The sequence below is a fragment of the Streptomyces sp. NBC_01537 genome (assembly GCF_045040445.1).
Classification (GTDB): domain Bacteria; phylum Actinomycetota; class Actinomycetes; order Streptomycetales; family Streptomycetaceae; genus Actinacidiphila.
Genome location: NZ_CP109392.1, coordinates 7,380,695 through 7,406,179, shown reverse-complemented (window position 1 = coordinate 7,406,179; position 25,485 = coordinate 7,380,695). Strand labels below are relative to the sequence as shown.

The 25,485-nt window shown below is 70.4% G+C and carries 18 protein-coding genes; 7 read left to right on the top strand and 11 right to left on the bottom strand.

What is annotated here, in order from left to right; all coding sequences use genetic code 11:
• Positions 1 to 98 precede the first annotated feature (98 nt).
• A complete protein-coding gene (locus OG607_RS34050) occupies positions 99 to 968 on the bottom strand; it encodes a Gfo/Idh/MocA family protein (RefSeq protein WP_405731610.1) in 870 nt (289 codons plus the stop codon).
• Between the two features lie 5 nt (positions 969 to 973).
• Positions 974 to 1,354 carry a 5-carboxymethyl-2-hydroxymuconate Delta-isomerase gene (locus OG607_RS34045; RefSeq protein WP_405731608.1) on the bottom strand — a complete coding sequence of 127 codons (381 nt, stop codon included), beginning with the start codon at positions 1,352 to 1,354 and terminating at the stop codon, positions 974 to 976.
• Positions 1,355 to 1,501: 147 nt separating this feature from the next.
• On the opposite strand from OG607_RS34045, the gene glnII reads away from it, so the two are divergent.
• Together glnII and OG607_RS34035 are read left to right on the top strand one after the other, a co-directional pair.
• On the top strand, positions 1,502 to 2,530 hold the full coding sequence (glnII, locus tag OG607_RS34040) for a glutamine synthetase (protein ID WP_405731605.1): 1,029 nt from the start codon (positions 1,502 to 1,504) through the stop codon (positions 2,528 to 2,530).
• Between the two features lie 151 nt (positions 2,531 to 2,681).
• Positions 2,682 to 3,686, top strand: a complete 1,005-nt coding sequence (locus OG607_RS34035; protein WP_405731602.1) for a sulfotransferase family protein — start codon at positions 2,682 to 2,684, stop codon at positions 3,684 to 3,686.
• Positions 3,687 to 3,871: 185 nt separating this feature from the next.
• Here the strand turns inward: OG607_RS34035 and OG607_RS34030 are convergent, their stop codons facing one another.
• A complete protein-coding gene (locus OG607_RS34030; protein ID WP_405731600.1) occupies positions 3,872 to 5,512 on the bottom strand; it encodes an FG-GAP repeat domain-containing protein in 1,641 nt (546 codons plus the stop codon).
• 41 nt (positions 5,513 to 5,553) lie between these two features.
• Complete coding sequence (locus OG607_RS34025) at positions 5,554 to 7,185, bottom strand: alkaline phosphatase D family protein (RefSeq protein WP_405731597.1); 1,632 nt, start codon at positions 7,183 to 7,185, stop codon at positions 5,554 to 5,556.
• Positions 7,186 to 7,399: 214 nt separating this feature from the next.
• On the opposite strand from OG607_RS34025, the gene OG607_RS34020 reads away from it, so the two are divergent.
• Positions 7,400 to 8,074, top strand: coding sequence for a DUF4232 domain-containing protein (locus OG607_RS34020; protein ID WP_405731594.1), 675 nt, complete (start codon positions 7,400 to 7,402; stop codon positions 8,072 to 8,074).
• Between the two features lie 12 nt (positions 8,075 to 8,086).
• Here the strand turns inward: OG607_RS34020 and eccCb are convergent, their stop codons facing one another.
• Positions 8,087 to 12,316, bottom strand: a complete 4,230-nt coding sequence (gene eccCb, locus OG607_RS34015) for a type VII secretion protein EccCb (protein WP_405731591.1) — start codon at positions 12,314 to 12,316, stop codon at positions 8,087 to 8,089.
• Entirely contained in the window at positions 12,279 to 12,731 is a 453-nt protein-coding gene (locus OG607_RS34010; RefSeq protein ID WP_405731588.1) for a hypothetical protein, read from the bottom strand. The genes eccCb and OG607_RS34010 overlap by 38 nt, the downstream gene beginning before the upstream one ends.
• A 69-nt stretch (positions 12,732 to 12,800) precedes the next feature.
• Between OG607_RS34010 and OG607_RS34005 the strand changes: the two genes are divergently transcribed.
• Positions 12,801 to 14,705, top strand: coding sequence for a hypothetical protein (locus OG607_RS34005; RefSeq protein WP_405731585.1), 1,905 nt, complete (start codon positions 12,801 to 12,803; stop codon positions 14,703 to 14,705).
• Here the strand turns inward: OG607_RS34005 and OG607_RS34000 are convergent.
• The 3 genes from OG607_RS34000 to OG607_RS33990 all read right to left on the bottom strand — a co-directional run bounded on the left by OG607_RS34000 (position 14,689) and on the right by OG607_RS33990 (position 16,728).
• On the bottom strand, positions 14,689 to 15,129 hold the full coding sequence (locus OG607_RS34000) for a DUF6114 domain-containing protein (RefSeq protein WP_405731582.1): 441 nt from the start codon (positions 15,127 to 15,129) through the stop codon (positions 14,689 to 14,691). The two genes, OG607_RS34005 and OG607_RS34000, sit on opposite strands and share 17 nt — an antisense overlap.
• Positions 15,119 to 15,754 (bottom strand): DUF6230 family protein, encoded by a 636-nt coding sequence (locus OG607_RS33995; protein WP_405731579.1) that lies wholly within the window; start codon positions 15,752 to 15,754, stop codon positions 15,119 to 15,121. Before OG607_RS33995 ends, OG607_RS34000 begins: the two co-directional genes overlap by 11 nt.
• Before the next feature lie 164 nt (positions 15,755 to 15,918).
• Entirely contained in the window at positions 15,919 to 16,728 is an 810-nt protein-coding gene (locus tag OG607_RS33990) for a TetR/AcrR family transcriptional regulator (RefSeq protein WP_405731577.1), read from the bottom strand.
• A 388-nt stretch (positions 16,729 to 17,116) separates the two neighbouring features.
• Between OG607_RS33990 and OG607_RS33985 the strand changes: the two genes are divergently transcribed.
• Complete coding sequence (locus OG607_RS33985; RefSeq protein ID WP_405731574.1) at positions 17,117 to 17,785, top strand: Tat pathway signal sequence domain protein; 669 nt, start codon at positions 17,117 to 17,119, stop codon at positions 17,783 to 17,785.
• A gap of 38 nt (positions 17,786 to 17,823) precedes the next feature.
• Here the strand turns inward: OG607_RS33985 and OG607_RS33980 are convergent, their stop codons facing one another.
• Complete coding sequence (locus tag OG607_RS33980; RefSeq protein WP_405731571.1) at positions 17,824 to 18,222, bottom strand: winged helix-turn-helix transcriptional regulator; 399 nt, start codon at positions 18,220 to 18,222, stop codon at positions 17,824 to 17,826.
• 99 nt (positions 18,223 to 18,321) lie between these two features.
• Between OG607_RS33980 and OG607_RS33975 the strand changes: the two genes are divergently transcribed.
• Both OG607_RS33975 and OG607_RS33970 read left to right on the top strand, forming a co-directional pair.
• Positions 18,322 to 19,323 carry a zinc-dependent alcohol dehydrogenase family protein gene (locus tag OG607_RS33975; RefSeq protein WP_405731568.1) on the top strand — a complete coding sequence of 334 codons (1,002 nt, stop codon included), beginning with the start codon at positions 18,322 to 18,324 and terminating at the stop codon, positions 19,321 to 19,323.
• A gap of 17 nt (positions 19,324 to 19,340) precedes the next feature.
• Complete coding sequence (locus tag OG607_RS33970; protein ID WP_405731566.1) at positions 19,341 to 19,871, top strand: GNAT family N-acetyltransferase; 531 nt, start codon at positions 19,341 to 19,343, stop codon at positions 19,869 to 19,871.
• Between the two features lie 63 nt (positions 19,872 to 19,934).
• Here OG607_RS33970 and pulA read toward each other — a convergent pair whose 3' ends face one another.
• Positions 19,935 to 25,328 (bottom strand): pullulanase-type alpha-1,6-glucosidase, encoded by a 5,394-nt coding sequence (pulA, locus tag OG607_RS33965; protein WP_405731563.1) that lies wholly within the window; start codon positions 25,326 to 25,328, stop codon positions 19,935 to 19,937.
• Positions 25,329 to 25,485 lie beyond the last annotated feature (157 nt).

The following is a 25,485-nucleotide window of genomic DNA, read 5'->3' as shown; positions in this document are numbered from 1 at the left end:
TTGTCCTCAATCGCCGGACGGGCTGAATTCAGCCCGTCCGGCGATTGAGGACGGAACCGGCCACCGCACGGACCCGGCGAACCATTCCGGTCACCGCACTAGGCGGATTCCGCGGAGGCGAGCAGTTCGGTGACGCGGAGTCCGAAGCGGGCGTCGCAGGGGTGGGCCTTGCCGGTGCGGGCGGCCTCGGCGAGGGCGTCGACGGCGTTGCGGAAGGCGGCGATGACGCCCTCCGTGCGGTCGGGGAGGGTGGATACTCCCGCCGTGCCGCGGAGTTCGACGGTGACGCCGGAGCCGGGGGCCGGGGTGGTGAGGCTGAGGGCGGCGGTGCTGGAGGCGCCGCCGGCGTGGCGGAGGACGAGGTGGACGGTGTCACCGGGGCCGGGGGCGGCGGTGAGGTCGGTGACGTCGCCGAGGATGGGGAGGAGGACGGAGAGGGCGTGGGGGCCGACGTCCCAGAGGGCGCCCTTGTCGCGGCGCCACGGGGAGTCGGCGAAGGGGCTGTCGCCGGAGGAGAAGACCGAGCCGAGCCAGTCGGCGCGGGCGGTGAACCAGCCCTCCACAGCCGCCTGGTCCTCGACCCACGCGGCGGACTCGGCGGCGAAGCGGAGCGTGAAGAAGACCACGGAGGCGACACCGGCCCGCTCGGCCGCCTCGGCGACCTCGCGGGCCGCCTCCACCGTCGTGGCGACGGGCTTGTCCAGGAGCAGGTGGCAGCCGGCCCGGGCAGCGCGCACGGCCAGGGGTGCCTGGATGTGCGGGGGCAGGGCAATGGCCACGGCGTCCACGTCCGCGAAGAGCTCGTCGGCGTCGGCGTACGCCCGCGTGCCGAGGGTCTCGGCGAGGGAGGCCGCGGCCTCGGGGCGGCGGCCCCAGACGCCGACGAGATCGGCGTCCGGGTGGGCGACGAGGGCGGGGCCGTGCGCGGTGGCGGCCCAGGGGCCGGTGCCGAGGAGTCCGAAACGCATGGCTGTCAGACCGTTCCCTCGGTGCGGTCGACGGTGTCCGAGCGGTACCACGTGCGGTCCAGGTCCAGGACGTTCACCGAGGTCTGGACGGAGAGCTGCGGGGTGGCCGCCAGATACTGCCGTACGAGGTCCATGACGGCCTCGCTGAGTTCGGTCTTGGTCTCGGGGGTGCGGCCGGAGAGGATGGCGGCCTCGATGCGGATCACGGCGTGCTCGGGCTCGCCACCTGCGACGACGATCTCCTCCATGCGACGGAAGTACGTCTTGCAGGCCCCGGGCGTGGTGCTGATGATCTTCGCGGCGAGGGGGTGCAGCGCGAGGGCGAATCCCCGGCGGTCGAAGGCCTCGGTGAGCGACTCGGAGTAGTCCACGGTTATGTGCGGCATGGCATCACCTTACTCAGCGGCCCCACCGGCCGGATTCGTAGAGTCGTTCACATTGGGTTAACACGTGGGCAATGGTTGAGAAATCGCAGGTTGTGAGCATGCAGCGGCATACACCATTGCGCCCGCAAAGCCCGCGTTTGTAAAAGGATGAGGCCCGTGACCTTCAAGGCTGAGTACATCTGGATCGACGGCACCGAGCCGACCGCCAAGCTGCGCTCGAAGACCAAGATCCTCGCGGACGGGGCCGAGCCCGGGATCTGGGGCTTCGACGGTTCCAGCACCAACCAGGCCGAGGGCCACGCGTCGGACCGCGTACTGAAGCCGGTCGCGACCTTCCCGGACCCGATCCGCGGCGGCGACGACATCCTCGTGCTGTGCGAGGTCTTCAACATCGACGACACCCCGCACGAGTCCAACACCCGCGCCCTGCTCCGCCCGGTCGCCGAGAAGTACGCGGCCCAGGAGTCCTGGTTCGGCATCGAGCAGGAGTACACCTTCTTCGAGGGCTCCCGCCCCCTCGGCTTCCCCGTGGGCGGCTACCCGGCCCCGCAGGGCGGCTACTACTGCGGCGTCGGCGCCGACGAGATCTTCGGCCGCCCGGCCGTCGAGAAGCACCTCGACAACTGCCTCAAGGCCGGTCTCGGCATCTCCGGCATCAACGCCGAGGTCATGCCCGGCCAGTGGGAGTTCCAGGTCGGCCCGCTGTCCCCGCTGGAGGTCGCCGACCACCTGTGGGTCGCCCGCTGGCTGCTCTACCGCACCGCCGAGGACTTCGGCATCTCCGCGACCCTGGACGCCAAGCCGGCCAAGGGCGACTGGAACGGTGCGGGCGCGCACACCAACTTCTCCACCAAGAAGATGCGCGAGGACTACGCGGCGATCATCGAGGCCGCCGAGTCCCTCGGCCGCGGCGACAAGCCGATGGAGCACATCACCCAGTACGGCACCGGTGTCGAGCAGCGCCTCACCGGCGCCCACGAGACCGCCCCGTGGAACGAGTACAGCTACGGTGTCTCGCACCGCGGCGCCTCGGTCCGTATCCCGTGGCAGGTCGAGGTCGAGAAGAAGGGCTACATCGAGGACCGGCGTCCCAACGCGAACGTCGACCCCTACGTCGTGGCCCGCCTGATCGTCGCCACCTGCTGCGAGGCGCTGGAGAAGGCCGACCTGGTCTGATCCGCCTTCCGTAACGCATCCGCCGAGGGGCGTCCGTCATCACGACGGGCGCCCCTCGGCGCGTTACGTCGTAGAACGTCAGAGCGATTCCTCATTCGGGCCCAAGAAAGCTCTCACGCTCCCCCCACAACCGCCGGATATCAATGACGGCATGACGACAGGCACAGCGGCCGAACGGCCGATCTTCGTTGTGGGATGCCCGAGGTCGGGCACGACCCTGCTGCAGCTGATGCTGCACAGCCACCCGAGGATCGCGATCCCGCCGGAGACCCGGTTCATGCTCGACATCTACGAGCGCCGGCTGGAGTTCGGCGACCTGACCGACCCCGCGAACCGCAGCCGCCTCGCCAAGGCCATCACCGGCCCGAAGGCCACCCGCTTCCACGAGCTGGGCCTCGACCCGCGTGAGGTGAACAAGCTGATCGTCGACGCCCCGCCGACCCTGGGCTCGGCGCTGGGCACCGTACTCCAGGCGTACGCGGGCCGCTTCGGCAAGCCCCGCTGGGGCGACAAGCGCCCGGCGTACGTCATGCACATGGAGCCCCTGCGGCGGCTGTTCCCGACCGCCCAGTTCGTCCATCTGGTCCGGGACGGCCGGGACTGCGTGGCCTCGCTGAAGTCCATGCCCTGGTACCACGAGGACTCCCACCACGCCGCCGCCACCTGGTCCCGGGCGATCGACCTGGGCCGCAAGTACGCGCGGACGATGCCCGCCGGCTCCTACCACGAGCTGCGCTACGAGGACCTGATCACCCGCCCGGAGCAGGAGCTGACCGCCCTGTGCGACTTCCTCGGCGAGGAGTTCCACCCCGCCATGCTCCACCCGGACCGGGCGGCCGGTATCGCCGTCCCCGGCCGCAAGACCTGGCACACCGGAACCCATGAGGCCGTCAACACCACCCGCGCGGGCACCTGGCGCGACCGCCTCGACCCCTGGGAGATCTCCCTGTGCGAAACCGTCCTCGCGGGCGGCCTGCGCCACCACGGCTACGAACTCACCGGCGCCCCGCGCCCGGACGCCGCCCTGCTGCTGCGCTACCGCCGCACCGCCGCCGAACGCCGGGGCTCGGTGGCCAAGCGCATCCTGCGCGACCAGTTGGTCCGGCGGCGCGAGCCGGGCGCGGTGTCCTACGAGTTCAGCCCGTCCGTGGCCTAGGGCCTGTCTTGTGGATCTCCGTGGGTGAAGGAGCGGGGTCTGGCGCCTGCGATCGCAAGGCGGAGGAGGGAGGCAACGCGGAGCGTTGTCGACCGACGACAACGCGGCGAGCGCTGGTGCCAGGGCACGCGACGCCACGGCCACGCCGCGCCAGCGGCACATGGACCGCAGCCACAAGACAGGCCCTAGAGGAGGTCCGCCCAGCCGGTCCAGCCGCTGGCGGCGGTCCTGACCCTGGCCTTGAAGGTGCCCGTGCCGGTGCCCGCGTAGAAGTACAGGGCGCCGGCGGAGGTGGTGGCCATCAGGTCCGCCTTGCCGTCGCCGTTGGCGTCGCCGGGTGAGAAGAGCTTGTTGTACTGCTGCCAGCCGCTGCCGAGCTTGACGCGGGCGGAGAAGGGAGCCGAGGCGCTGCCGGTGCCCTTGTAGAGGTACAGCACGCCGGCGGTGGTGCGGGCGACGATGTCGGTCCGGCCGTCACCGGTGAAGTCGCCCGCGCCGACGACGGCGTTGTACTGCTGCCAGCCGGCGCTGAGCGTGACGCGGGAGCCGACGGCCATGCCGGTGCCCGTGCCCGGGTAGAGGTAGAGCGTCCCGGAGCTGCTGCGGGCCAGCAGGTCGCCGTTGCCGTCACCGGTCAGGTCGCCCGGGCCGAGGACCAGGTTGTAGGAGGTCGAACCGGCGGCCAACAGCGGGTCGGCGGTGGCGTACAGCGCGGGATTGGTCAGCTTGCCGGTGCTCTTGGTGTGCACGACCAGGTCCGCGAGGCCGTTCTGGCTCAGGGCGGAGACATAGGCGAGGCGGGTGGTCGAGGAGGGCCAGGCCGATTCGCCGATCAGCTTCTTGTTGATCAGGGCCCCGGTGCCGGTGCCGCCGGACTGGTAGCGGTAGAGCGAACCCGCCGTCGTACGGGCCATGATCCCGTACTTGCCGTACTGCGGGTTGTTGCCCGCCCCCGCGAACTGGGTGGCCGTCTGCCAGCCGGTGCTGCGGGCCACCCGGGCGGCGAAGGTGCCGTTGCCCTTGCCCGCGTAGAACCACAGGGCGCCGGAGAAGTCCCGGACCAGCAGATCGGTCCTGCCGTTGCCGTCCCAGTCCCCGCCGCCGATTATCTGGTTGAACTGCTGCCAGCCGCTCGCGCCGACCAGCACCCGCGCGGCCAGCTTGCCGCCGCTCACGCCCGCGAACCGGTACAGGGCACCGGCGGGTGTACGGGCCAGCACATCGCCGACGCCGTCGCCGTTCAGGTCGCCCGCGCCGATCACCTCGTCGTAGGCCTGCCAGCCGGTGCCGGCCAGGACCTTGGTGCCGAAGGAGCCGTCGCCCGAGCCCGGGTAGAAGTACAGGCTCCCGGCGGGGGTGCGGGCCAGCAGGTCGGGCTTGCTGTCGCCGTTCATGTCGCCGGGGGCTATGAGCTTGTTGTAGATCTGCCAGCCGGTTTCGACCGTGCTGTACGAGCCCATGCCGCCCGGCACGCTCGCGTAGAGCCCGGTGTGGAAGCGCAGCGCCCCGGTGGGGGTGAGGGTGAGCACGTCCTGCTTGCCGTCCCCGTTGAGGTCGCCGGGGGTCAGGACGTCCTTCACCTTGGAGACGTCCGTGTCGACGACCATGGTCTCGGCGGAGCCGGTGTGGATGTAGAGCTGCCCGGCGGCGTTGCGGTACACCAGGTCCGACGTGCCGTCGGCGTCGAAGTCGCCCCGGGCGGGCCCGGACGACGTGTCCGCGTCGGCGGGCATCATCAGGAGCACGCCCGCCACGAGCGCCGCGGCCGCGCCGAGCGCCACTGCGGCCTGGCGACGGCGCGGCTTGCGGCGCCTGTTGCTGGACACGGTTTCCCTCCGGGGGATGCGGGTGGGTGAGGTGAGAGGGGTCAGGAGGACGCGGAGTCGGTGGGTTCGGCGGATTCCGACGCCGATTCCGACGCGGATGCCGACGCTGACGCCGACGGGGACGCCGACGCCGTCTCGGTGTCGGTCCGGACAACGCCGGGCACACCGTCCGTCACCCGGAACGTGGCGGCCGTGCCCGTCGTACCGTCCCGCCTGACCACCGTCGAGATGGTCCGCAGCTGCGCGTCGACCGTGTCGTTCGTGATGTCCAGGAGCAGATAGCCGCGGCGGGCGTCGATGATCTTCCAGTGCGGGTTGTCCGCCAGCTTGGGCGCCCACTCGGCGGCGAAGGCCACCAGGTCCTCGTCACCGAAGGTGGAGACGGACGTGGCGAGGAACTCCGCCCCGACCACGGCCGAATCCGCGTCGTCGAAGTCCAGTTTGAGGTCGCTCACGATGGTGCGGTGCCGGTCTCCGGAGAACACCACGGGGTTGCGGAAGTTCTGGAACTCGGCCAGCAGCTCGGCGCGTTCGGCCTGGTAGCCGTCCCAGGAGTCGTACGACCAGTCCTTGCCCTCGCCCGCGAGGGAGTCGGTCTCGGCCATCATCACCTGCGAGGCGACGAGGTTCCACTTGGCCGTGGAGCTGCCCATGCTGTCGAGCAGCCACTGGCGCTGCGTGTCTCCCATGATGACCCGACCCGCCTGGACGGCCTCGGCGTCGGTGGCCGGCTGGTCGTCACGGTACTGCCGGGTGTCCAGGATGTGCAGCCGGGCCAGCCCGCCGAAGTCGAAGGATCGGTAGATCAGGATGTCGGCGCCACTGGGCTTCTGCGCGAGCCGGATCGGCATGTGCTCGTAGTACGCCTGGAAGGCCGCGGCCCGGCGCCTCAGGAACGTCTCGGTGGGCTCGGCGACCGGGTCCTTGGCGTAGTCGCCGGCCCAGTCGTCCTCCACCTCGTGGTCGTCGAAGGTGACGACGAAGGGTGCCGCCGCGCGCATCGCCTGCAGGTCGGGATCGGTGCCGTACTGCTCGTAGCGTGCCCGGTACTGGGTGAGCGTTTTCGGCTCGCCGGAGCCCTCGTGGCGGCGTACGCGGTAGGAATAGGCGGTGCTCTCGTAAATGAAGTCGCCGATGAAAACCACCAGATCCGGCTTCTGCGCCAGCATGTCCTGGTAGACGGTGAAGTATCCGTGCTGCCAGTTCTGGCAGGAGGCGAGCGCGATGCGCAGACTCTCCGGAGAACTGCCGGCCTTCGGCGCGGTACGCGTCCTGCCCGTCCGGGAAGTACTGCCCTGCGCCTTGAACCGGTACCAGTAGTACGTGGCCGGGCTGAGGCCGGTCACGTCGACATGGACGCTGTAGCCGAGGTCGGCCGTGGCCGTGGTCGTACCGCTCTTCACGATGGTGACGAAGCCGCTGTCCGAGGCGACTTCCCAGGTCACGGGCACGCTCGGCGGGAAAATGCCCGCGCTGCCCTGCACGGAGGGCACCAGCCGGGTCCACACCACGACCGCGTTCGGCAGCGGGTCGCCGGAGGCCACCCCGAGCTTGAACACCGTGCCGCTCACCTTGTCGCCCGCCCCCGCGGTGGCCGTCGCCCCTGCCACGGACGCCGAAGCGCTGCCGGGCAGCACCTGCGTCGCCGCCACACCTGTGGCGCCGAGCGCCACAGCCCCGGCTCCGGCCCCCAGGAAACGTCTGCGACGCAAGCGCTTGCCGCTCGGTTGCTCGTTAGGACGCACCCCGCACCTCTCCCCCTGCCCCCGATTACGCCACAACACTATGCACTATCTTTACTCTAAGGACACCAGACGCTTCAATTCACCGTACACTTACCGTAATTGCGTTCAATTTCGGACAAATTTAATTCGATCGGCAGGAGCCATGCGCCAGCCAGCTCACACGCCCGCCTTCGCGGCCCTGGCCATCGCCCTCAGCCTCGTCGGCGCGGCCGGATGCAGTGACAGCTCGTCCTCGTCCGCGTCCGGGACGGCGACAGCCGCCAAAAGCGCGAGCGCGGACACCGAGGGCGGCACCGCCAAGAGCCCCGGCACCGGCCCCGGAACCGGCACGAGCACCGGCGCGGGCACGAGCACCGGCGCCGGTACCTCGTCCTCGTCCCAGCCCACCGCCGGCGATGTCCTGCTCGGCGCCGACGCCCTGCCCACCCCGGCGGCCGACCACTGCCGCACGGCCGACCTCACCGCCAGGGCCAGGAGCACCGGCCAGGGCAAGGCCACGGTCACCCTCACCAACGGGTCCGACCACGACTGCTCCGTACGCGGCTACCCCTCGCTGCTCTTCGTCGGCAAGGACGGCCACACCGAACTCCCCGTCGACTGGGCCGGCTCCGCCACCGCCGCCCGGCAGTACACCCTCTCCCCCGGCGACTCCGCCGCCGCCCGCCTCACCTTCATCTCCGAGACCGAGTGCGCCGCCTTCACCGCCCTCGACCTCGTCCCCCCGGGCGAGGCCCGCCGCCTGGCCCCGGCCTTCGCCGCGCCCGTCCGCATCTGCGACACCGGCGTCCGCGTCACGGCCTTCCAGCCGGCCGGCTGAGCCAGGGCCCGTCTACAAGGGTGGTAGGTAGCCGAGCTGCACGCGCTGCCCGGTGGGCCGTTGGCGGGTGACGAGTGCGCCCCGGCCGGGGGGCTGGATAGACGGCCTGACCCGGCCGATGAGGTGGCCCTCGGACGGGTCGCCGGACAGCACGACGCCGTGGGCGCCGAGTTCGCCCATCCTGTTCAGGAAGGGCTCGTACAGGGCCCGGCCGGCGCCTTGCGTGCTCCGGGAGATGATCACTCGCAGCCCGATGTCACGGGCGACCGGCAGCAAGTCGACCAGCGGGGAGAGCGGATTGCCGCTCGATGTCGCGACCAGGTCGTAGTCGTCGACGACGACCAGGATTTCCGGGCCTTTCCACCAGGTCCGGTTCCGTAGCTGGTCGGGCGTCACGTCCTGCGGCGGCCTGCGTTTGGCCAGTTCGTCCGCGATCTCCGCGATCTGATCGGCGAGCTGCACGGCGGATGACCCGTACTCCGTACGTTCACCGGGCACCTGCCCGAAAAGCGTACGGCGGTAGTCGCCGACCAGGATGCGCAGCCCGAACGGCGAATACTGCCGGAAGAGCCGGTCGGCGATCAGCCGCAGCAGGGAGGTCTTGCCCGACCCTGGCTCGCCGAGGACGACGAAGAGCCGTTGCTCGTCCAGATCGACGTGAACAGGCGAAAGGCTCGCCTCGTCCAGCCCGATGGCGATTCCGGCCTCCAGGAGCGGCAGTTCGTCGGCCGGCAGCAGTCGCGGCACCGAGCGCACTGCCGGGGCCGGGGCACCCGGCCAGGCTTCCCTGACCGACGCGACGAGTTCGGCGGTAGCCTCGTGCCGGCCCTCGGAGGCCGAGGAGCCGTCGATCCTGGGCACAGCGGTCAGGAAGTCGTGCTTGTCCGGGGTCAGCCCCCGGCCGATCACATCGGTGGGAACGGTCCGGGCGGCCCTGGGGTCGATCCTGGAGTCCGCCGGATCCGAAAGCCGCAGCTCCAGCGGGTCGGTGAACAGGTCGAGATGCGACGGGCGCAACTCGGAGTAACGGCTCGCGGAGATGACGACGTGCACGCCATGGCCGGGACCGCGCGCGGCGATCTCCATGACTTCCTGATCAAGCTCCTCGTACTCCCGCCGGAAGGCGCCCCAGCCGTTGACGACCAGGAAGACGTCCGGCCTCGGTTCGGCGTCTCCCGACATCCGCGCCGCGAGGAGGCGGGTGACCTCGGCGACGGTGCGGCCCACCATCTCCGGGTCGGTGCGCCGCACCACCGCCGCGACATGGGGAAGTCCCGCCAGCGGTTCCAGCGGACCGGCCGAGCGGTCCACGCAGTAGAACCGGACCTCGTCAGGGGTGTGGGTGAGCGCGAAGGAGGTGATCAGGGTGCGCAGCAGCCGGGTCCTGCCCGACCCGTTGGCCCCGACGACCAGCAGGTGACTGCCCCGGGAGGGCATGGAGAAGTCCAGGAGGAGCGGGACGCGGCGGGCTTCGAAGGGCTTGTCGACAATGCCCAGCGGGACCACCATCCGGCCGAAGTACGGCGCGTCCGCGCCCCGCACCGTCAGTCCGCGCTCCGGGTGGACGGACAGCGAGCCCATCAGCTGGTCCAGTGACGGCGGCGAGCCGAGCGGCGGCAGCACGACCTGCCGGGCACGCGGGCCCTGCCCTTCGAGGGCGGCGGCCAGGGCGCTGATCCCGGGCTCGTCCGAACCGGTGGCCGTGGCCGAGGAGTACGCGGCTCGGAAGCGAATCAGCGTGTCGCTGCCGGTCCGCAGGTAGCCGGAGCCGGGTACGGAGGGCAGTTGGTAGGCGTCCGGGACTCCGAGCACGGCCCGGGACTCGCTCGCGGTGAAGGTCCGCAGGCCGATCCGGTAGGACAGGAAGCTGTCGAGACCCCGCAGCGTGGCTTCTTCCAGACGCTGCGCCGCCAGCAGCAGATGCACTCCCAGCGAACGGCCGACCCGGCCGATGTGGGCGAGCAGGTTGACCAACTCGGGTACAGCGGTGAGCAGTTCGTTGAACTCGTCGATGACGAGCACCAGCGAGGGGAGGGGCTCCAGGGCGGCACCCTCGGCGCGTGCCTGCTCGTACGCGTGCACGCTCACGAATTTACCCGCGCCCCGCAGCACTTCCTGCCGCCGCTTCAGCTCCCCGGTGAGGGAGGTCAGCAGCCGCGCGGCGAGTACCGGGTCCGACGAGATGGAGTTGAGGACAGCGGAGACGTGGGGCAGCCGTTGCAGGTCCTCTCCGAAGATGGCGGTGCCCTTGAAGTCCACGAGGAGGAAGTTGACGTCCTCGGACGAGTGCGTGAGAGCCAGTCCCAGCACCAGCGTCCGCAGCAGTTCGGACTTGCCCGAGCCGGTGGCCCCGACAAGCAGGCCGTGCGGGCCCATTCCGCCGAGCGCAGCCTCCTTGAGGTCCAGGAACACCGGCTCGCCGTCGCCCCCGACGCCGATCGGGACCCGTAGGCGGTCCTGCCGCGACCGGGCGCTCCAGTCCATGCCGGGCAGCAGTTGACCGATGCCGACCGGGGAGAGCAGCGGCGTGGTCGTCCGCCCGCCGCCCTGTCCGGACCCCGTCCACAGCTCCCGCATCCGGGTGGCCAGAGTGGCCAGCGACTGCTTGGCCGCGACCGGGTCGGACGCCTCCTCGATCCGGGGCACGGCCGCGCGGAACCGCTTGCGCCGCGACAGGCCCCAGCCGGGGCTGACCGTGGCGGCCAGGGTGGGATCGATCTGGGACTCGGCGGGGTCGTCGAGGGCCAGCTCGATGCGGGTGCCGAGCAAGCCGGGCAGCCCGGGGCCGAGGTCGGTCCAGCGCCGGGCGGAGACGATGAGGTGGACGCCGTAGTTGAGGCCGGTGTTGGCCAGGCGGTGGATCTCGTCGGCGAATCCGGCCCGCTCCCACTGGAAGTCCAGCCAGCCGTCGATCACCAGGAAGACGTCGCTGGCGCCTTCGCCCCGCAGGCCGCCGCTCGCGCGCAGCTGACGGAATTCGTCGATCGAGTCGATGTGGTGCTTGCGGAAGAGGTCGCGGCGGTCCGAGACGGCCCGCCATACGGCCGAGAGGGTGCCTGCCACGGCGTCCTGTTCGTGCGGGGCGGCGACCGACCGGACGTGCGGCATGTCGCGCAGCACCCCGAGCCGGTTGACGGCCCCCTCCAAGAGGTGGAACTCGGCTTCGAACGGGGTGTGGGTCAGGGCCAGCGCGGTGACGAGGGTGCGCACGACGGTCGTCTTGCCGCTGCCCAGGCGTCCGATGACCGCCACGTTGCCGTCCCGGCCGGAGAGGTCCGCGTGCAAGAGGTCGCCGCCGGAGCCGGCTTCGGCCCGGCCGACCGGGATGACGAACCGGGAGGTGCCTTCCCAGGCGTCGCAGATGAAGCCGCGCTCGGGAGTGTGCACGGGCGGCGGGAGCAGCGAGCCGAGGGTGAGGTCGTCGGCCTCGGTCTGGCGGCCGAAGCGCCCGAAGGGGCTCAGCGGTCCGCCGGCCGCGTCGGGGCGGGGCGCGTAGGCCAGCGGCGTACTGCCCTCGCACTGGCCGGACTTGACGGGGGTCTGGTCCGGGCCGCCCTGTCCGGTGACGACTCCGTGAACGTACTCGTAGAGGTTGTCGGGGGTGATGACGCCGTCGCGGTCGACGTCGGCGAGGCCGGTGCTGAGTCCTTCGATGACGGCGGCGGTGAAACGGGAGCCGGACTCGGAACGGCCGTTGTCGATGGTGAGACGGTCACCGTCGTACGCGTACTCCAGGGCCGTCGAGGCGGTGATGATGAACGTGCCCCGGCCGACCAGCGCCTCGTCCAGGTCGACGGGGGCGGCGGCCATGGGTGCGGCGCCACGGTGGAACAGCCCGCTGTAGCAGCAGTCGAGGAGCACGATCTTGGTCCGGGCCTCGCACTCGTCGAGCAGGGTGTGGAGGAAGGAGGCGTGGATCGCGGTGGTGTGCGGGCGGGCGAGCTGGGTGCCGACCGCCGCGAAGAAGAGCCGGTCGGACTCGTTGCGGATGCCGTGGCAGGAGAGATACAGGAGCACGAGGTCGTCGGGCGAGCGGTCGGCGAGGGCGTCCTCGGCCGCCTCCTCGATCTCCGGCTTGGGGCGGTTGGTCAGCTCGGCGACCTCGTCGAAGCGGCCGACGGCCGGGTCCTTGAGCAGTCGCGCGAGCTGGGCCGCGCCGCGTGCCGGGGTGCGGAGCTGGTGCAGGCCGGGGTCGGCGTAACCGTCAGTCGCGACCAGCAGCGCGATCCGGCGTCCCGCCATCGCCACCCTCCCGGTTCTCGTCGGCGACCCGTGCGGCGAAGGCCTCGACGAGCAGCCGCTGTTCGCGGTGCGACAGGCCGGTGAACTTCCCCTCGGTCTCGCCGAACTTCCATTCCACCGAGCGGGCCTTGACCCGGTCGATGTACGCAGCCAGCACCTTGGCGGCCGCACCGAGCCCGGCCGCCGAGAAGGTCCCGGTGAGCACCAGCTGCCCCACCTCGTAGGCCGCCCCGGCCATCGCCCCCTCCGGCGGCCGGGCCGGGGCGCGCCGTACGGTGAACAGGCCGAGCTCCCGCATGTCCTTGTAGAGGCTGCTCACCAGGCGGTCCAGCTTCTCGGGGCCGATATCGGCCCCGGCGTCCACATACAGCCGCAGCTCGTCCGTCTCCGCTTCTGCTTCCACAGGGTTCCCCATGGGCTCAATCCTGTCAGCGCGGACAGGGTGCCCGAGTGACCATCACAGGATTCACTCGTTTCCCTGAACGTGGACTCCAAGCAGGCGACAGCCACCCGCCCGCCGCACGGCGCGCCCGTTGAGGTCGAGGTCGAAGAGGCCGAGGCCGCCCTCGTCGAGAACTACCGCCGCCTGGTGCGGCTGGCGTATCTGACGCTGCCCGTGTCGCTGGGCCGGCACCGACGGGTGGTCACCGCGCACGCCCTCGTGCAGGCCGCGCTGCCGCGCTCGCGGCGGGCGGCGGAGGGGGCGTACGAGCTGGTGCGCGAGGAAGTGCTGCGCGGGGTACTGGAGTTCGGCGGGGGCAGGGCGAAGAAGTGGCGGGCGATGGTGCTGCCGCCGTATGTGTGGGGGCTGCGGCTGCACCCGAAGGCGGGCGGGGCGGACGAGGCGGGGGTGGACCGGGCGCTGGCGGGGCTGGGGGCGGCGGCGCGGGCCGCCTACCTGCTGCGGGAGCTGGAGGGCCTGGACGGCCGGGGGGTGCGGGGGCTGCTCGTGGCGCTGGCGGTGGAGGATCCGCGCGGGGCGGTGCAGGCGGCGGAGGCGGTGCCGCAAGGGCTCATCCATGCGGGCGAGTTCGACCCGTGCACCGTTCAGGCGCGGCCGGACGATCTGCTGCGCAGGCGCCAGCATGTGAAGGCCGGGCTGATCGCGGCCGGGGCGCTGGCGATCACCGCGGCGCTGATCGGGACGCTCGGCGGCGGTTCGCCGGAGCCGTACGCGGCGGGCGGGTCGCCGGGGTCGTCGTACGCGGGGTCGGGGAGCTTCCTGGACCCCGCGAAGCTCGTACGCGTCAAGGCCTCCGCCTGGACGGACGCCTCGCGGCTGGACTTCACGGCCTGGCCGGCGCGCGGCAGCCGTACGAAGGACACCGCCCTGCTGCGGCGGGCACTCGCCGTGTGGGCGGATCCGGGCTCGCGGGTGACGGTGTCGGCGACGAAGGGCACGTCGAAGAGCCTGCCGGCGCAGCAGCCGCAGCTGCTGTACGCGGGCGAGGTGGACCAGGCGGCCGTGGTGCTGATGTACGACGGGATGCGGGTCGTCCGGTATGCGGAGCCCCGCGGCGGCGAGGGCACGGCCGCCCTGGACTTCGCGCGGGTGGACGGCGCGGGCCTGACGACGGCGGCCGTGGTGGTCGGCCGCACCGACGGCAACACGCGTTTCCTGACCGCCCCTTGGGTGAGCGGGGCGCGGGCCCGCAATCTGCTGGGCCCCGCCGGGGGCGCGCAGCCGCTGACGCGGGCGGCGGACGGGGTGACCGGGCCGCTGCGGATGCCGGGGGCCGACAACACCGACGGGGTGTGCGGCGGTTCGTGGCCGGCGCTGCAGCTCCAGGCGTCGGCGCGGCTCGGGAAACGGCAGCCGTTCCTGTTCACCGACCTCGGCGATCTGCTGCCGGTCCACCTCACCTATCAGCCGTCCGGTTCGAGCGCTCCCGGCGAGGCCACCGGCCCCAGGGCGCTGGCGAGTTGGGCGCGTACGGCCTGCCACCTGGGCACGATGGGCGGGCAGGGCGTACGGCAGGTCAACAACTGGGAGTACGCGAGCCAGCGGTTGCCCGAGTCCAACGGCACCGCGGACTGGGTGTGCACGCGGTCCGAGACCTGGCGGGGCGAGGGCCGGGCCCTGGCTCTGTTCATGCCGCCTGCCGCGTCGCCTACCAGCCCGGCGACGGCGGTGGGGAGCAGCGGCTCCGGCACCGGGGCGTGCGGGGTCTACGTGCCCAGGGTGCTGGCCGGCGTGCTGTGGAAGTCGGCGGCCGGGCACTGGTACCTGCTCGCCGCCGGCAGCCCCGACGTGGCCCAGATCCAGGCCACCGGCGGCGTACGGGCGACCACCGACGGCAGCACGATGGCGGCCCCCGCCGAGCAGGGCGCCCGGGCGGAGCTGACGGGCGTACTGGAGTCGGGCGGGACGGTCAGGACCTTCGGATAGTCCCTTCGATGGCCGCGTCGAAATCGGGACCGGGCGGCTGGTTGCGACGGCGGAAGAGCTTGCGCCGGGGCTCCTGCTCGGGCATCCAGCCGACGGTGAGGGCACTGCCGACGATGCCGAGCAGCATCCCGACGACGAAGCCGCCGAGGTTGGACGTGATCCAGGTGCCGAGGGTGAGCAGGCAGCTCACGACACCGTAGAACAGCCGCTGGGTGGGGTTGTAGATGATCAGCACGCCGCAGACGAAGATGAGCGCGGGCAGCAGGTAGCCGGCCAGGCCCATCAGGCCCAGGTGCAGGACGATGCCGAGCGGGGCCCACTCGGTCAGGATGATCTCACCGCCGCCGAGGGTGACCAGGAGGCCGCCCCAGAAGGGACGGCCTCCGCGCCAAGCGGCGAAGCGGCTGGGTTGATCAGCAGCCATTGTCGCTGAAGCTGAGGGTGAGGCCGGGCAGCGTGAAGGTCGCCGCCGTGGTGGCGTAGTTGGTCTGCCGCAGGTTGTTGATGACGACCGTGTCCGCCTGCTGACCGAAGACGCCCGGCGCGCCCCCGACGCCGCCCTTGGTGAGGGTGCTGGCGTCGTTGCCGATCTCGATGTTCCCGAACGACGCGTCACCCTGAACGAGGGTGGAGTCGGTGGCGAGCGTGGTGGCTTCCACCTTGGTGCTCCCGCGGCCCGCCCTGATCAGCAGGTTGGTGCCGCCGAGGTCGACGCTCTGGCACAGGTTGGTGAGCTTGGCCTTCTTGATCGCGGAGACCACAACCAGCACCTGACCGCCGGTGTTGCCCGCGTTCGGGCTGTTGTCGATCATGCTGTCCAGTTTGCCGAACTGCTGGAAGCCCTCGCCTTCCAGCTTGTCCGCGGTGACCGTGAACGGCATGCCGGAGATGGAGAGCTGGGCGGCGAGCACGCCCTGCGCGGTGAGGACCATCATGGTCGCGCCGAGCAGGCCGGCGGGTACGGCCAGGACGGCGGCCCGGCGCAGGCGTACCCGCCCGCGTCTGGATGGCGTGGTGAATTCTTCGGGCATGCTTTCGGGCGTGCTCATGACAGCTCCAAGGAAACGTGACGAACGCGGAACAAGAATTTCGCATTGGTTCTCTGGCACGTTGTCCTGGCGCGGACAGCGGTCGAGCGGCGCGCGCTTGACCCATGACTTCCCGGCGGAGGCAAGGGCTTTCCCGTGGCACGTCGCTGTAGCCGGTGGCGAAGCTACTCCGGGGTAGTGGTCGGGTCAAGTGGCTTGTGAGAAACCAGTGTTGACGGTGCATCGGTTTCATGGCGATCACGGGCCGGACCAGCGAATCCGGTCAGGCACGGGGGCGAGGAGGCGATCACCGCCCGCACCGGCTCCGACGCCCGTGCGGCGGCTCCGCCCGGGCCGTCCGGGCCGAGGAACGGCGCCATGACGAAATAGCTCAGCGTGGGCAGCAGTTCGGGCAGCTCGGCGACCCGGCCTGCGTCGATCCGCCGGTAGATGCTCGCGTAGACCCCGCCCACTACCACATCCACCAGTTCGGTGTGCGGAACCAGCGAAGGGACCTCCGGCGTGAAGAATGGCCGGAACCGTTCCAGCAGCGCCTCTCGCTCCGCCCGCCCGGCCGCGCCCACCGCGTCGATCTCGACCACCGCCATCGTGGCGAAGGCGGGTGCCTCCGCCAGGATCCCCAGCAGCGTGCCGAGCGCGCTACTGATGCCCGACGGCCAGTCCGGGGCCGCCGCGAAGGCCGCCTCCATCGAAGCCACGACCAGGGAGGTGCCATGCCGGTGAGCTGCGAGAAAGGCGTCTTCCTTGCCCTCGAACTGCTCGTAGAAGACCGGCCGGGTGACCCCCGCGGCCTGGCAGATATCGCTGATCCGGGCCCTGGCATACCCGTTGTGCGCGACCGTACGGACGATCCCGTCGAGCAGCCGGTCGCGTTGCGTCGCGGCCACCACCTCGGCCGGCAGGCGACGCGGTCCGCGCCTGATGGAGCGCTCCGGTTCACGGCCGGTCCGGGTACCGGGAAGCAAGATACTCATGTCGAACTTCCTTCCGAGTCCTTGACGCTGAATACCTGACAGGTTTACAACCTTCACAGGTTTTCTACGAGGGTCCGTGGCGCCGGACCTGAAAACCGATCCGCACCACCGCACTTCGCATCTCGCACTTCATGCACCTACTGCACGCCATCCTCCCGGCACCTTCGCGTTCTGAGGAGCACGTGCACATGATGATTTTCCGGGCAGGGCCACCCCCCGCAACACCCCCACCCGCGCCCCATTCCCCCCTCGTGCCGCTCAGCACGTAGGTGCGCGGCGCCCTGCCCGGAATCGCCCGCCGCCGGTCCGTCGCGTACGGAGAAGGCGCCACAGACCGGCGGCGCAACTCCCCCAAGCTCACCCCCGCCTCCGGAAGAGGTTTACCCGCATGCGCAACCGCACCGCTCTCGCCCTTGCCACCACCGTGGCCGCGCTGTCCCTCCTGCCCGCCCTCCCCGCCTCCGCCGCCGCCCAGGACACCAACGTCCTGACCACCGGCAGCGCCGCGGGCACCGCCGCCGCCGTGGGCGACGTGCTCACCGCACCCCTCTCCAGCGGCACCGCCGCGACCCTCTACTCCAGCGCCACCGGCACCAGCGGCGTCAGCTGCTCCACCTCGCAGTTCACCGCCACCGTCACCGACAACCCGGCCTCCTCCGGGACCGCCACGGAGTCCGTGACCGGCCACACCTTCTCCGGCTGCACCAGCAACGTGCTCGGCACGCTCGGCGTCAACAGCATCACCGTCAACAACCTGCCCTACGTCACCACCGTGACCTCCGACGGCGTCGTCACCGTGACCCCCGCCAGCTCGGCCGCCCCCATCCAGACCACGGTCGTCCTGAGCACCCTGCTGGGCACCATCACCTGCGTCTACCAGGCCAGCAGCCTCTCCGGCACCGCCAGCAACACCGACAACAGCATCGCCTTCACCAGCCAGCCGTTCACCAAGTTCTCCGGCTCCTCGCTCTGCTTCAGCGCCGGCTACTTCACCGCCAAGTACGCCCCGGTCACCGACACCACCCAGGACGGCAGCCCCTCGGTCTTCGTGAACTGAGGCTGCGGGCCGCCACTGTGGCGGGGCCGCCCGGGAGTTCAGTCCCGGGCGGCCCGTTCGTCGTACGCCACCCGGGCCGTGTCGATCGTGTCGCGGTGGCGGCGGGCCCAGGCGGCCATCGCCTCCAGCGGCTCGTACAGCTCGCGCGCGATACCGGTGGCCGTGTACTCGACCTTGGGCGGGACGGTCGGGAAGACGGTACGGACCAGCAGGCCGTCGCGCTCCAGATTGCGCAGCGTGAGGGTCAGCATGCGGCGGCTGATGCCTGGTATTCCGCGTTCCAACTCCGTGAAGCGGATGGGCTGTTGGATGACGGCCAGGATGATCTGCACGCTCCACTTGTTCCCGACACGGTCGAGGATGTCGCGGATCGGGCAGGCGACCTCGTGGATGAACGGGTCCGGTATGTCAGGTACAGCGATGTTCCCCTGGGACATGAAAGTGCCTCCTTACGCCGGACGTCATGGTCTCGGAGGATGGACCCCGTAACAAGACGTGCCCCAAGGGCACTTGTCGATACTTACGGGAGTTCACGCATGTCCACAACCATGTCCAAGATGGTGCTCTTCGACGAAATCGGCGGCCCGGAAGTCCTCAGGATCGGCGAGCTCGACCTCGGCGAGCCCGGCCCGGGCGAAGTCCGCATCCGCGTCGACGCGTTCGGCCTCAACCGCGCCGAGGTCCTCTTCCGCGCAGGCACCTACTACTACCAGCCGACCCTTCCCGTCTCCCGCAACGGCTACGAGGCCGCCGGGGTCGTCGAATCGGTCGGCGAAGGCGTGCGGGACTTCGCCCCCGGCGACCCGGTCAGCACCTTCCGGGTGCCGGAGCTGTCCGCGTACGGCGTCCACGGTGAGCACGCCGTCCTGTCCGCCGCCGACCTTGTCCACCGCGCCGACGGCATCGACGCGGTGACCGGCACCTCGGTCTGGCTGACCTACTCAACGGCCTACGGAGCCCTCGTCGAGACCGCCGGGATGCGCCCCGGCGACACCGTGCTCATCACCGCCGGCTCCAGCGCCGTCAGCCTGGCCGCCATCCAGGTGGCCAACCACCTCGGCGCGATCCCCGTCGTCACCACGCGCACCGCCGCCAAGCGGCAACGGCTCCTCGACGCGGGCGCCGCCCACGTCATCGCCCTCGACGAAGGCGACCTCGTCAAGCGGGTCCAGGCCGTCACCGACGGCCACGGCGCCGACCTCGCCTTCGACTCCGTCGGCGGCCCGGAACTGGAGGAGGTCGCCGCAGCCCTCGTCCCGGGCGGATCCATCACCGTCTACGGCTGGCTCAATCCCGACCGCGCCCTCCTCCCCCGCAACTGGCCTCAGACCATCCACACCTACGCCAACATGGCCCTCATGGCCGACGCCAAGGTCCGCCGCCGTACCGTCCACTTCGTCAACGCCGGCCTGCGCTCCGGCTCCTTCAAGCCCGTGATCGACCACGTCTACGACGGCCTGGAGCAGGTCACCCAGGCCCACCGCCGCATGGAGTCCAATGATCAATTCGGCAAGCTCGTAGTGACTGTCCGGCACTGACCAGCCAGAATGCCGACATGCACGATCTTCACTTCCGGCTCGCCGCCGAGGCCGACGCCCCCGTACTCGTACGCCTCCGCGACGACGCCGCCCACTGGATGCAGCACAACGGCATCGCCCAGTGGAAGCCCGGCGAAATGGCCGAGGACCACTTCCTCCGCCGCATGGCCGACGGCGAGGTCTGGCTCGCCGAGGCCGACGGGCGTGCCGTCGGCGCCTGGGAGCTCTGGTGGGACGACGAGCCCGCCTGGGGCCCCCAGCCGCCCGTCGCCGGATACGTCCACCGGCTGATGGTCGACCGCGCGTCGGCCCCGCGCGGCTCGGGGCGGGCGATGCTGGCCGCCGCGGAGCGGCGCATCGCGGAGGCGGGGCGGGCGTACTGCCGGCTGGACTGCGTGTCGACGAATGCGCGCCTGCGGGCGTACTACGAGGACGCGGGATATGCCGTGGTCGGCGAGCAGCCCTTGAAGGACGGGGGGAAGGGGAGCAAGTACGCGGTGACGCTGCTGGAGAAGCGGCTGGTGGTGTCGGCTGATCCGATGTCGTGACAGACCGAAGGCCGGTTCCTCCCGACGTTCGTCGGGAGGAACCGGCCTTCAAGGCGTGGGTCCCTAGTTCTGGACGTACACCGCCACCGTCCGCGCCGGGACGGTGAAGGTTCCGGAGCCGGCGTCGTAGGAGGCCTTCTTGACGACGGGGTCGGAGCCGGTGGCCTGGACGGGGTGGAGGGCGTAGGCCGTGCCGGTGAGGGCGGGGATGCGCTGGTCCTGGGTGGTGGGGGTGGCGTTGAAGACGACGAGGAGGCTGCCGAGCTTCATGGTGATGACGCCGGGGGTCTCGGAGGCGGTGCCGGAGAGGGGGAAGGAGAGGGCGGACTGGACGGCGTCGGCCGTCTTGAGGGCGAAGGAGGGCTCCGTGGAGCGGATCTTGAGGAGGTCCTGGTAGGCGGCGGAGGCCGAGGTGATCTGCTCGCAGCCCGGCTTGAGGTCGGAGATGCCGAGGAGGGGCTTGGCGTAGGGCCACTTGGACTGGTTGTCGGCGGCTTGCGGGAGGCCGCGGGCGAAGCCGTTGCCGTCGGTGCATGTCCAGTGGATGGCGTTGAACCAGTCGCCGGAGTCGTAGGAGTTGCGGTCGAGGGACTTGGAGCGCAGGAGGTCGGAGCCCGCCTGGTAGAGGGCCGGGCCCTGGGAGAGGGCGGCGGTCGCTTCGGCGATGACCTGCATGCGGGCGCGGTCGGAGGCCGAGGTCCCGGAGGGGAGCTTGTAGGCGAGGGCGTCGTAGAGGGACTCGTTGTCGTGGGCGTCGACGTAGGCGAGGGCGTCGCCGGGGGCGGACGCGTAGCCGGCGGGCGAGCCGTTGTAGTCGACTTCGGAGCCCTTGACGGTCTTGCCGCCGCTGTCGGTGAACTCGTAGGCGCTGAGGTTGCCGGTCAGGCCGACCTTGATGAGGTCCTGGTAGTGCAGGAGGCGGGCCTTCTGCTCGGCCGGAGTGCCGTTCGAGGTAGAGGAGTTGGGGTCGGTGTAGAGGCCGGAGGCGAAGCCCTGGACGCCGGGGTCGGAGTCGAAGGGGCCGCCGCCGCGGACGGCGTCGCGGGCGCGGTCGGAGAAGGTGGCGATGCCGGTGCCGGCCATGTTGGCCTGGGTGGCCTGGACGAAGCGGGCGTCGTCGGCGACTTCGCCGAAGTTCCAGCCCTCGCCGTAGAGGATGATCTTCTTGCCGTCCACGCCGTCCTTCTTCAGGGTGAGGGCGTCGAGGGCCTTGCGGACGGCGAGGATGTTGGCCTTGGGGTGGTGGCCCATGAGGTCGAAGCGGAAGCCGTCGACCTTGTACTGCTTGGCCCAGGTGACGATGGAGTCGACGACGAGCTTGCCCATCATCGCGTTCTCGGGGGCGGTGTTGGAGCAGCAGGTGGAGTTGGCGACCGTGCCGTCGGCCAGCAGCCGCTGGTAGTAGCCGGGGACGATCTGGTCGAGGACGGAGTTGTCGGCCTCGCCGGAGGCGGAGGTGTGGTTGTAGACCACGTCCATGACGACCCGCAGGCCGGAGTTGTTGAGGCTCTGGACCATCTGCCGGAACTCGAGGGTGCGCTTGGTGCCGTCGGGATCGGTGCTGTACGAGCCTTCCGGGACCGTGTAATGGAGCGGGTCGTAGCCCCAGTTGTACGCGTCCGTGGTGGCGGTCGCGGTCACGCAGGCCTGCTGGGCCTCCGAGTCGGCGGCGTAGGAGGAGAGGTCGCAGTCAGGGGTCGACCGGTCGGCGGGGTCCTCGGGGACGGAGGAGAAGTCGAAGGCAGGGAGGAGGTGGACGTAGCTCACCCCTGACTTGGCCAGAGCCTTCAGGTGCTTCATGCCTGCCGAGCCGCTGTCGGTGAAGGCGGTGTACTTGCCGCGTTCGGCGGCCGGGACGGTGGAGTCCTCGGCGGAGAAGTCGCGGATGTGGAGTTCCTGGATCTGCGCGTTGTTGAGGGCGACGGCGGCGGGCTTGGCCAGGCTCGACCAGCCGCTCGGGGCAAGGGACTTGTCGTCGAGGTCGACGATCAGGCTGCGCTTGGAGTCGGTGGTGAGGGCGACCGAGTACGGGTCGGTGACCTTGTTGGTGACCAGCTTCTGGACGGACGGGGCCCAGACCTTCACGACGTAGCGGTAGGGCTTGCCCGTCCAGGACTTACTGCCCGTGACGCTCCACACGCCGCTGCCCGCGTCGCGCTTCATGGCGACCGTCGTGCCGTCCAGTTCGAGCGCGACGGACTGGGCCGTGGGGGCCCAGACGGACAGCGTGGGCCTGCCCTTGCCGAAGACCGGGCCGAGGGTGGAAGCGGCCGCCTTGGCGGCGTAGAGGTCGTCCAGGATTCCCTGGGTCTGTACGCCGGTGGCGGAGAGCAGGGCGCCGTTGGCGAGGTGCTGGGTGGCGATGATCTGGCCGGTGAGCGCGGCACGGACACGGTCCCGGTCGCGCGGGTCGACGGTGAAGGCCGCGTAGTCCTTGAGGTGCGGGTACTTGGCCTTCTGGGCGTCGGTGAGGCCGCCGGTGACCGGGGTCAGGCGTAGCCAGTGCTGGCTTCCGCTCAGGGCGCCGTTGTCGACGGCGAGGTCGCCGGCCGGGGAGTAGACGAGCTGGTAGCTGGCGGCGGCCGTGGTGCTGGTGTTCCAGGCGACGGTGTTCCGGTCGATCCACTGGGCCTTGGAGGCGGAGAGATCGAGGTCGGCGGAGGAGCCGGCCGTGGAGGGGAGGAGGTATTTCTCCGTGCCGTTCAAGAGCCACACCTCGTGCCCGTACGTCGAGAGGTCCAGGGACTGGTCGGCGTCGAGATCCTTGGTGTCGCCCTTGTGGATGATGTAGCTGAGAGAGGTCGCCCCATCCGTGAGCGGGACCTCGAAAACCGCGCCATAGGCATCAGTCTTCACCGGCTGCAGGGGACTCGACCAGTCGGTGGAGGTGGCGGCGCCGGTCCAGACGTGCAGGCCCCAGCCGTCGTAGTCGCCGTCGGCGCGGTGGTAGTGGATGACCGCCTTGGTCGTGTCCTGCGCCGGGTACGCCCCGGCGGGGGCCTTGGTCGAGACGGTCGCGTCACCCTGCGAGACCCACACTTCGCCCGTCTGGGTGACGTCGATGGTGCGGTCGGCGGAGACGTCCTTGTTGCCGTCCTTGTCGATGACCAGGAAGCCGACGCTGCTCGCGCCCTTCTTCAGCTTGACGTAGGCGAAGGCGCCGTACGCGTCCCGGCCGATGAAGTCGTGGCCGGCCGGCCAGGTCGTGGACTCGCCGTCGGCGATGTCGCCCCAGGCGTAGAGCCGCCAGTCGGTGTAGTCGCCGTCGGTGCGCTTGTAGTGGACGATCGCGTAGTCGCGGCTGGTGGCGGTGGGGGTCGCCTCCTGCTCCGGGGTGCCGCTGGTGGTCTGTGCGGTGGCGCTCGCCGTGCGCCCCGCCCTGTCGACGACAACTGCCTTGTAGCGGACGGCCGTTCCGGCCGGAACGTCGTCGGAGATGTTCTGGGTGACCTGGTACGGGGCGTGGTCGGCGGAGCCGAGGGTCTGCCACTGGCCGTCGCCGACCTGGGCGGCGAAGACGACGCGGCTGAGGGCGGAGGCGTCGATGTCGGCCTCGATGGTGACGGTGCCGGTGGCGCCCGCGCCGGGGGCGGTGAGGGTGATGGCGGGGGTGCCGGTCGCTGCGGCCACGGGTCTGGCGGCCTTGTATACGACGGCGGAGAGCGCCGGGACCTCGACGGAGATCTTCTTGTCGGCGCCGGAGACGACGGCGTCCGAGCCGCCGTAGATCTCCTTGAAGTCCATGCCCGCCGAGTACGTCGGCAGGTCCACGCTCTTCGCACTGCTCGCGTTGTTCACCGCGACCACGTACTCGACGCCCTTGGCCGCGTCCGTACGGGAGAAGGCGTAGACCCCGGCGCCGTCGGCCGCGTAGCGCTCGACCTGGACGCCGTCCGTCAGCGCCGGGTTGTCGGCGCGAAGCTTGGCGAGGGCGGCGATCGAGGAGTAGAGGGTGCCGGAGGTGTCGTACGCGTCGGAGGCGGCGGTGCGGTCGGTGCCGAGCTCGTCGTCGTCGAGGTAGTCGGCTATCTGGGAGGCGAACATGGTCTGGCGGGCGTCCTTGTCGCCGCCGGAGCCGGTGAAGCCCTGCTCGTCGCCGTAGTAGACGACGGGGTTGCCCCGGCCGAGGAACATCAGCTCGTTGGCGAGCTTGTCCTTCTTGACCAGTTCGGCGTCGGTGGCGCCGGGGTTGTCGCTCTTGAGGAAGTACCCGATGCGGCCCATGTCGTGGTTGCCGAGGAAGGTGACCTGCTCATAGGCGTTGGACTCGCCGGACGTGTACTTGTAGTCGTCGGCGAAGACCGAGGACAGCTTGGCGGCCGAGGCGCCCTGGGAGACGTACTCGCGGGCCGCTTCCTGGAAGGGGAAGTCGAGGGTGGCGTCCAGCTTGCCCTGGGTGACGTAGGGCGAGGTGATGGAGGTATCGGCGGAGTAGACCTCGCCGAACTGGAAGAAGTCCTTGCGGCCGTGCTTGGCGGCGTACTCGTCCAGGGCGGTGGCCCACTGGGTCCAGAAGTCCATGTCGACGTGCTTGACGGTGTCGATCCGGAAGCCGTCGATGTCGAAGTCCCTGACCCACTTCTCGTAGATCTTCTCCATGCCCTTGACGACCTCGGGGCGCTCGGTCCACAGGTCGTCGAGGCCGTAGAAGTCACCCGCCTCGGCGCTCTCGCCGGCGAAGGTGGAGTCGCCCCGGTTGTGGTACATCGTCGGGTCGTTGAGCCAGGACGGGACCTTGTTCTTCGCGGTGAGGGTCGGGGTGTAGGCGAAGGAGTCCTCGTCCACGGCAGGGAAGGCCGTCTTGCCGTCCGCGTAGTCCGCGTCGTCGAAGGGCACGCCGTCCTTCGTCAGATACGGGAAGGCGCCCTTGGAGAGGTAGTCGTAGGACTTCTCCTCGTAGTCGACGACATCGGCCGTGTGGTTGGTGATGACGTCGAAGAAGATCTTCATCCCCTTGGCGTGGGCCTTGGAGATCAGGCTCTTCAGATCCGCGTTCGTCCCGAAGTGCGGGTCCACCTGCGTGAAGTCGGTGATCCAGTAGCCGTGATAGCCCGCCGAGGCGTTGGCACCGGTCCCCTGCACCGGCTGGTTCTTGAAGATCGGCGCCATCCAGATGGAGGTGGTGCCGAGCCCCTTGATGTAGTCCAGCCTGTTGGCGAGGCCCTTGAGGTCGCCGCCCTGGTAGAAGCCCTTGTCGGTCGGGTCGTAGCCGGTGGTGAGCCGGGTGCCCGTGAGCCCGCCCTTGTCGTTGGATGTGTCGCCGTTGGCGAACCTGTCCGGCATGACGAAGTAGAACTGCTCGTGCGTCAGATCGTTGCGCGCGGCGGTTGCGGCCAGCGTCTTGTCGGACGGCGGCGCCGGCGCGGTGGCCGCGCCTGCGGCGACGGGCTGGACGAAAGCGGCGGCGAGTGCGGCTATCGCGACGGCTGCCGCCGGCAGCCAGGGCTGCTGGGCCACGGGGCGTTCTCCTTGCGGGGATACGTGTGCGGCCCGGTACCCACGCGCATGAGCCGGGTGCCGCCCGGCGTCGGTGCCGGACTGTGAGCGGGACGGTACCCCTTACGCAGGTCTTACAGCAAGACTCTTGCAACTCATAGCAAGAATTTTCAACAGC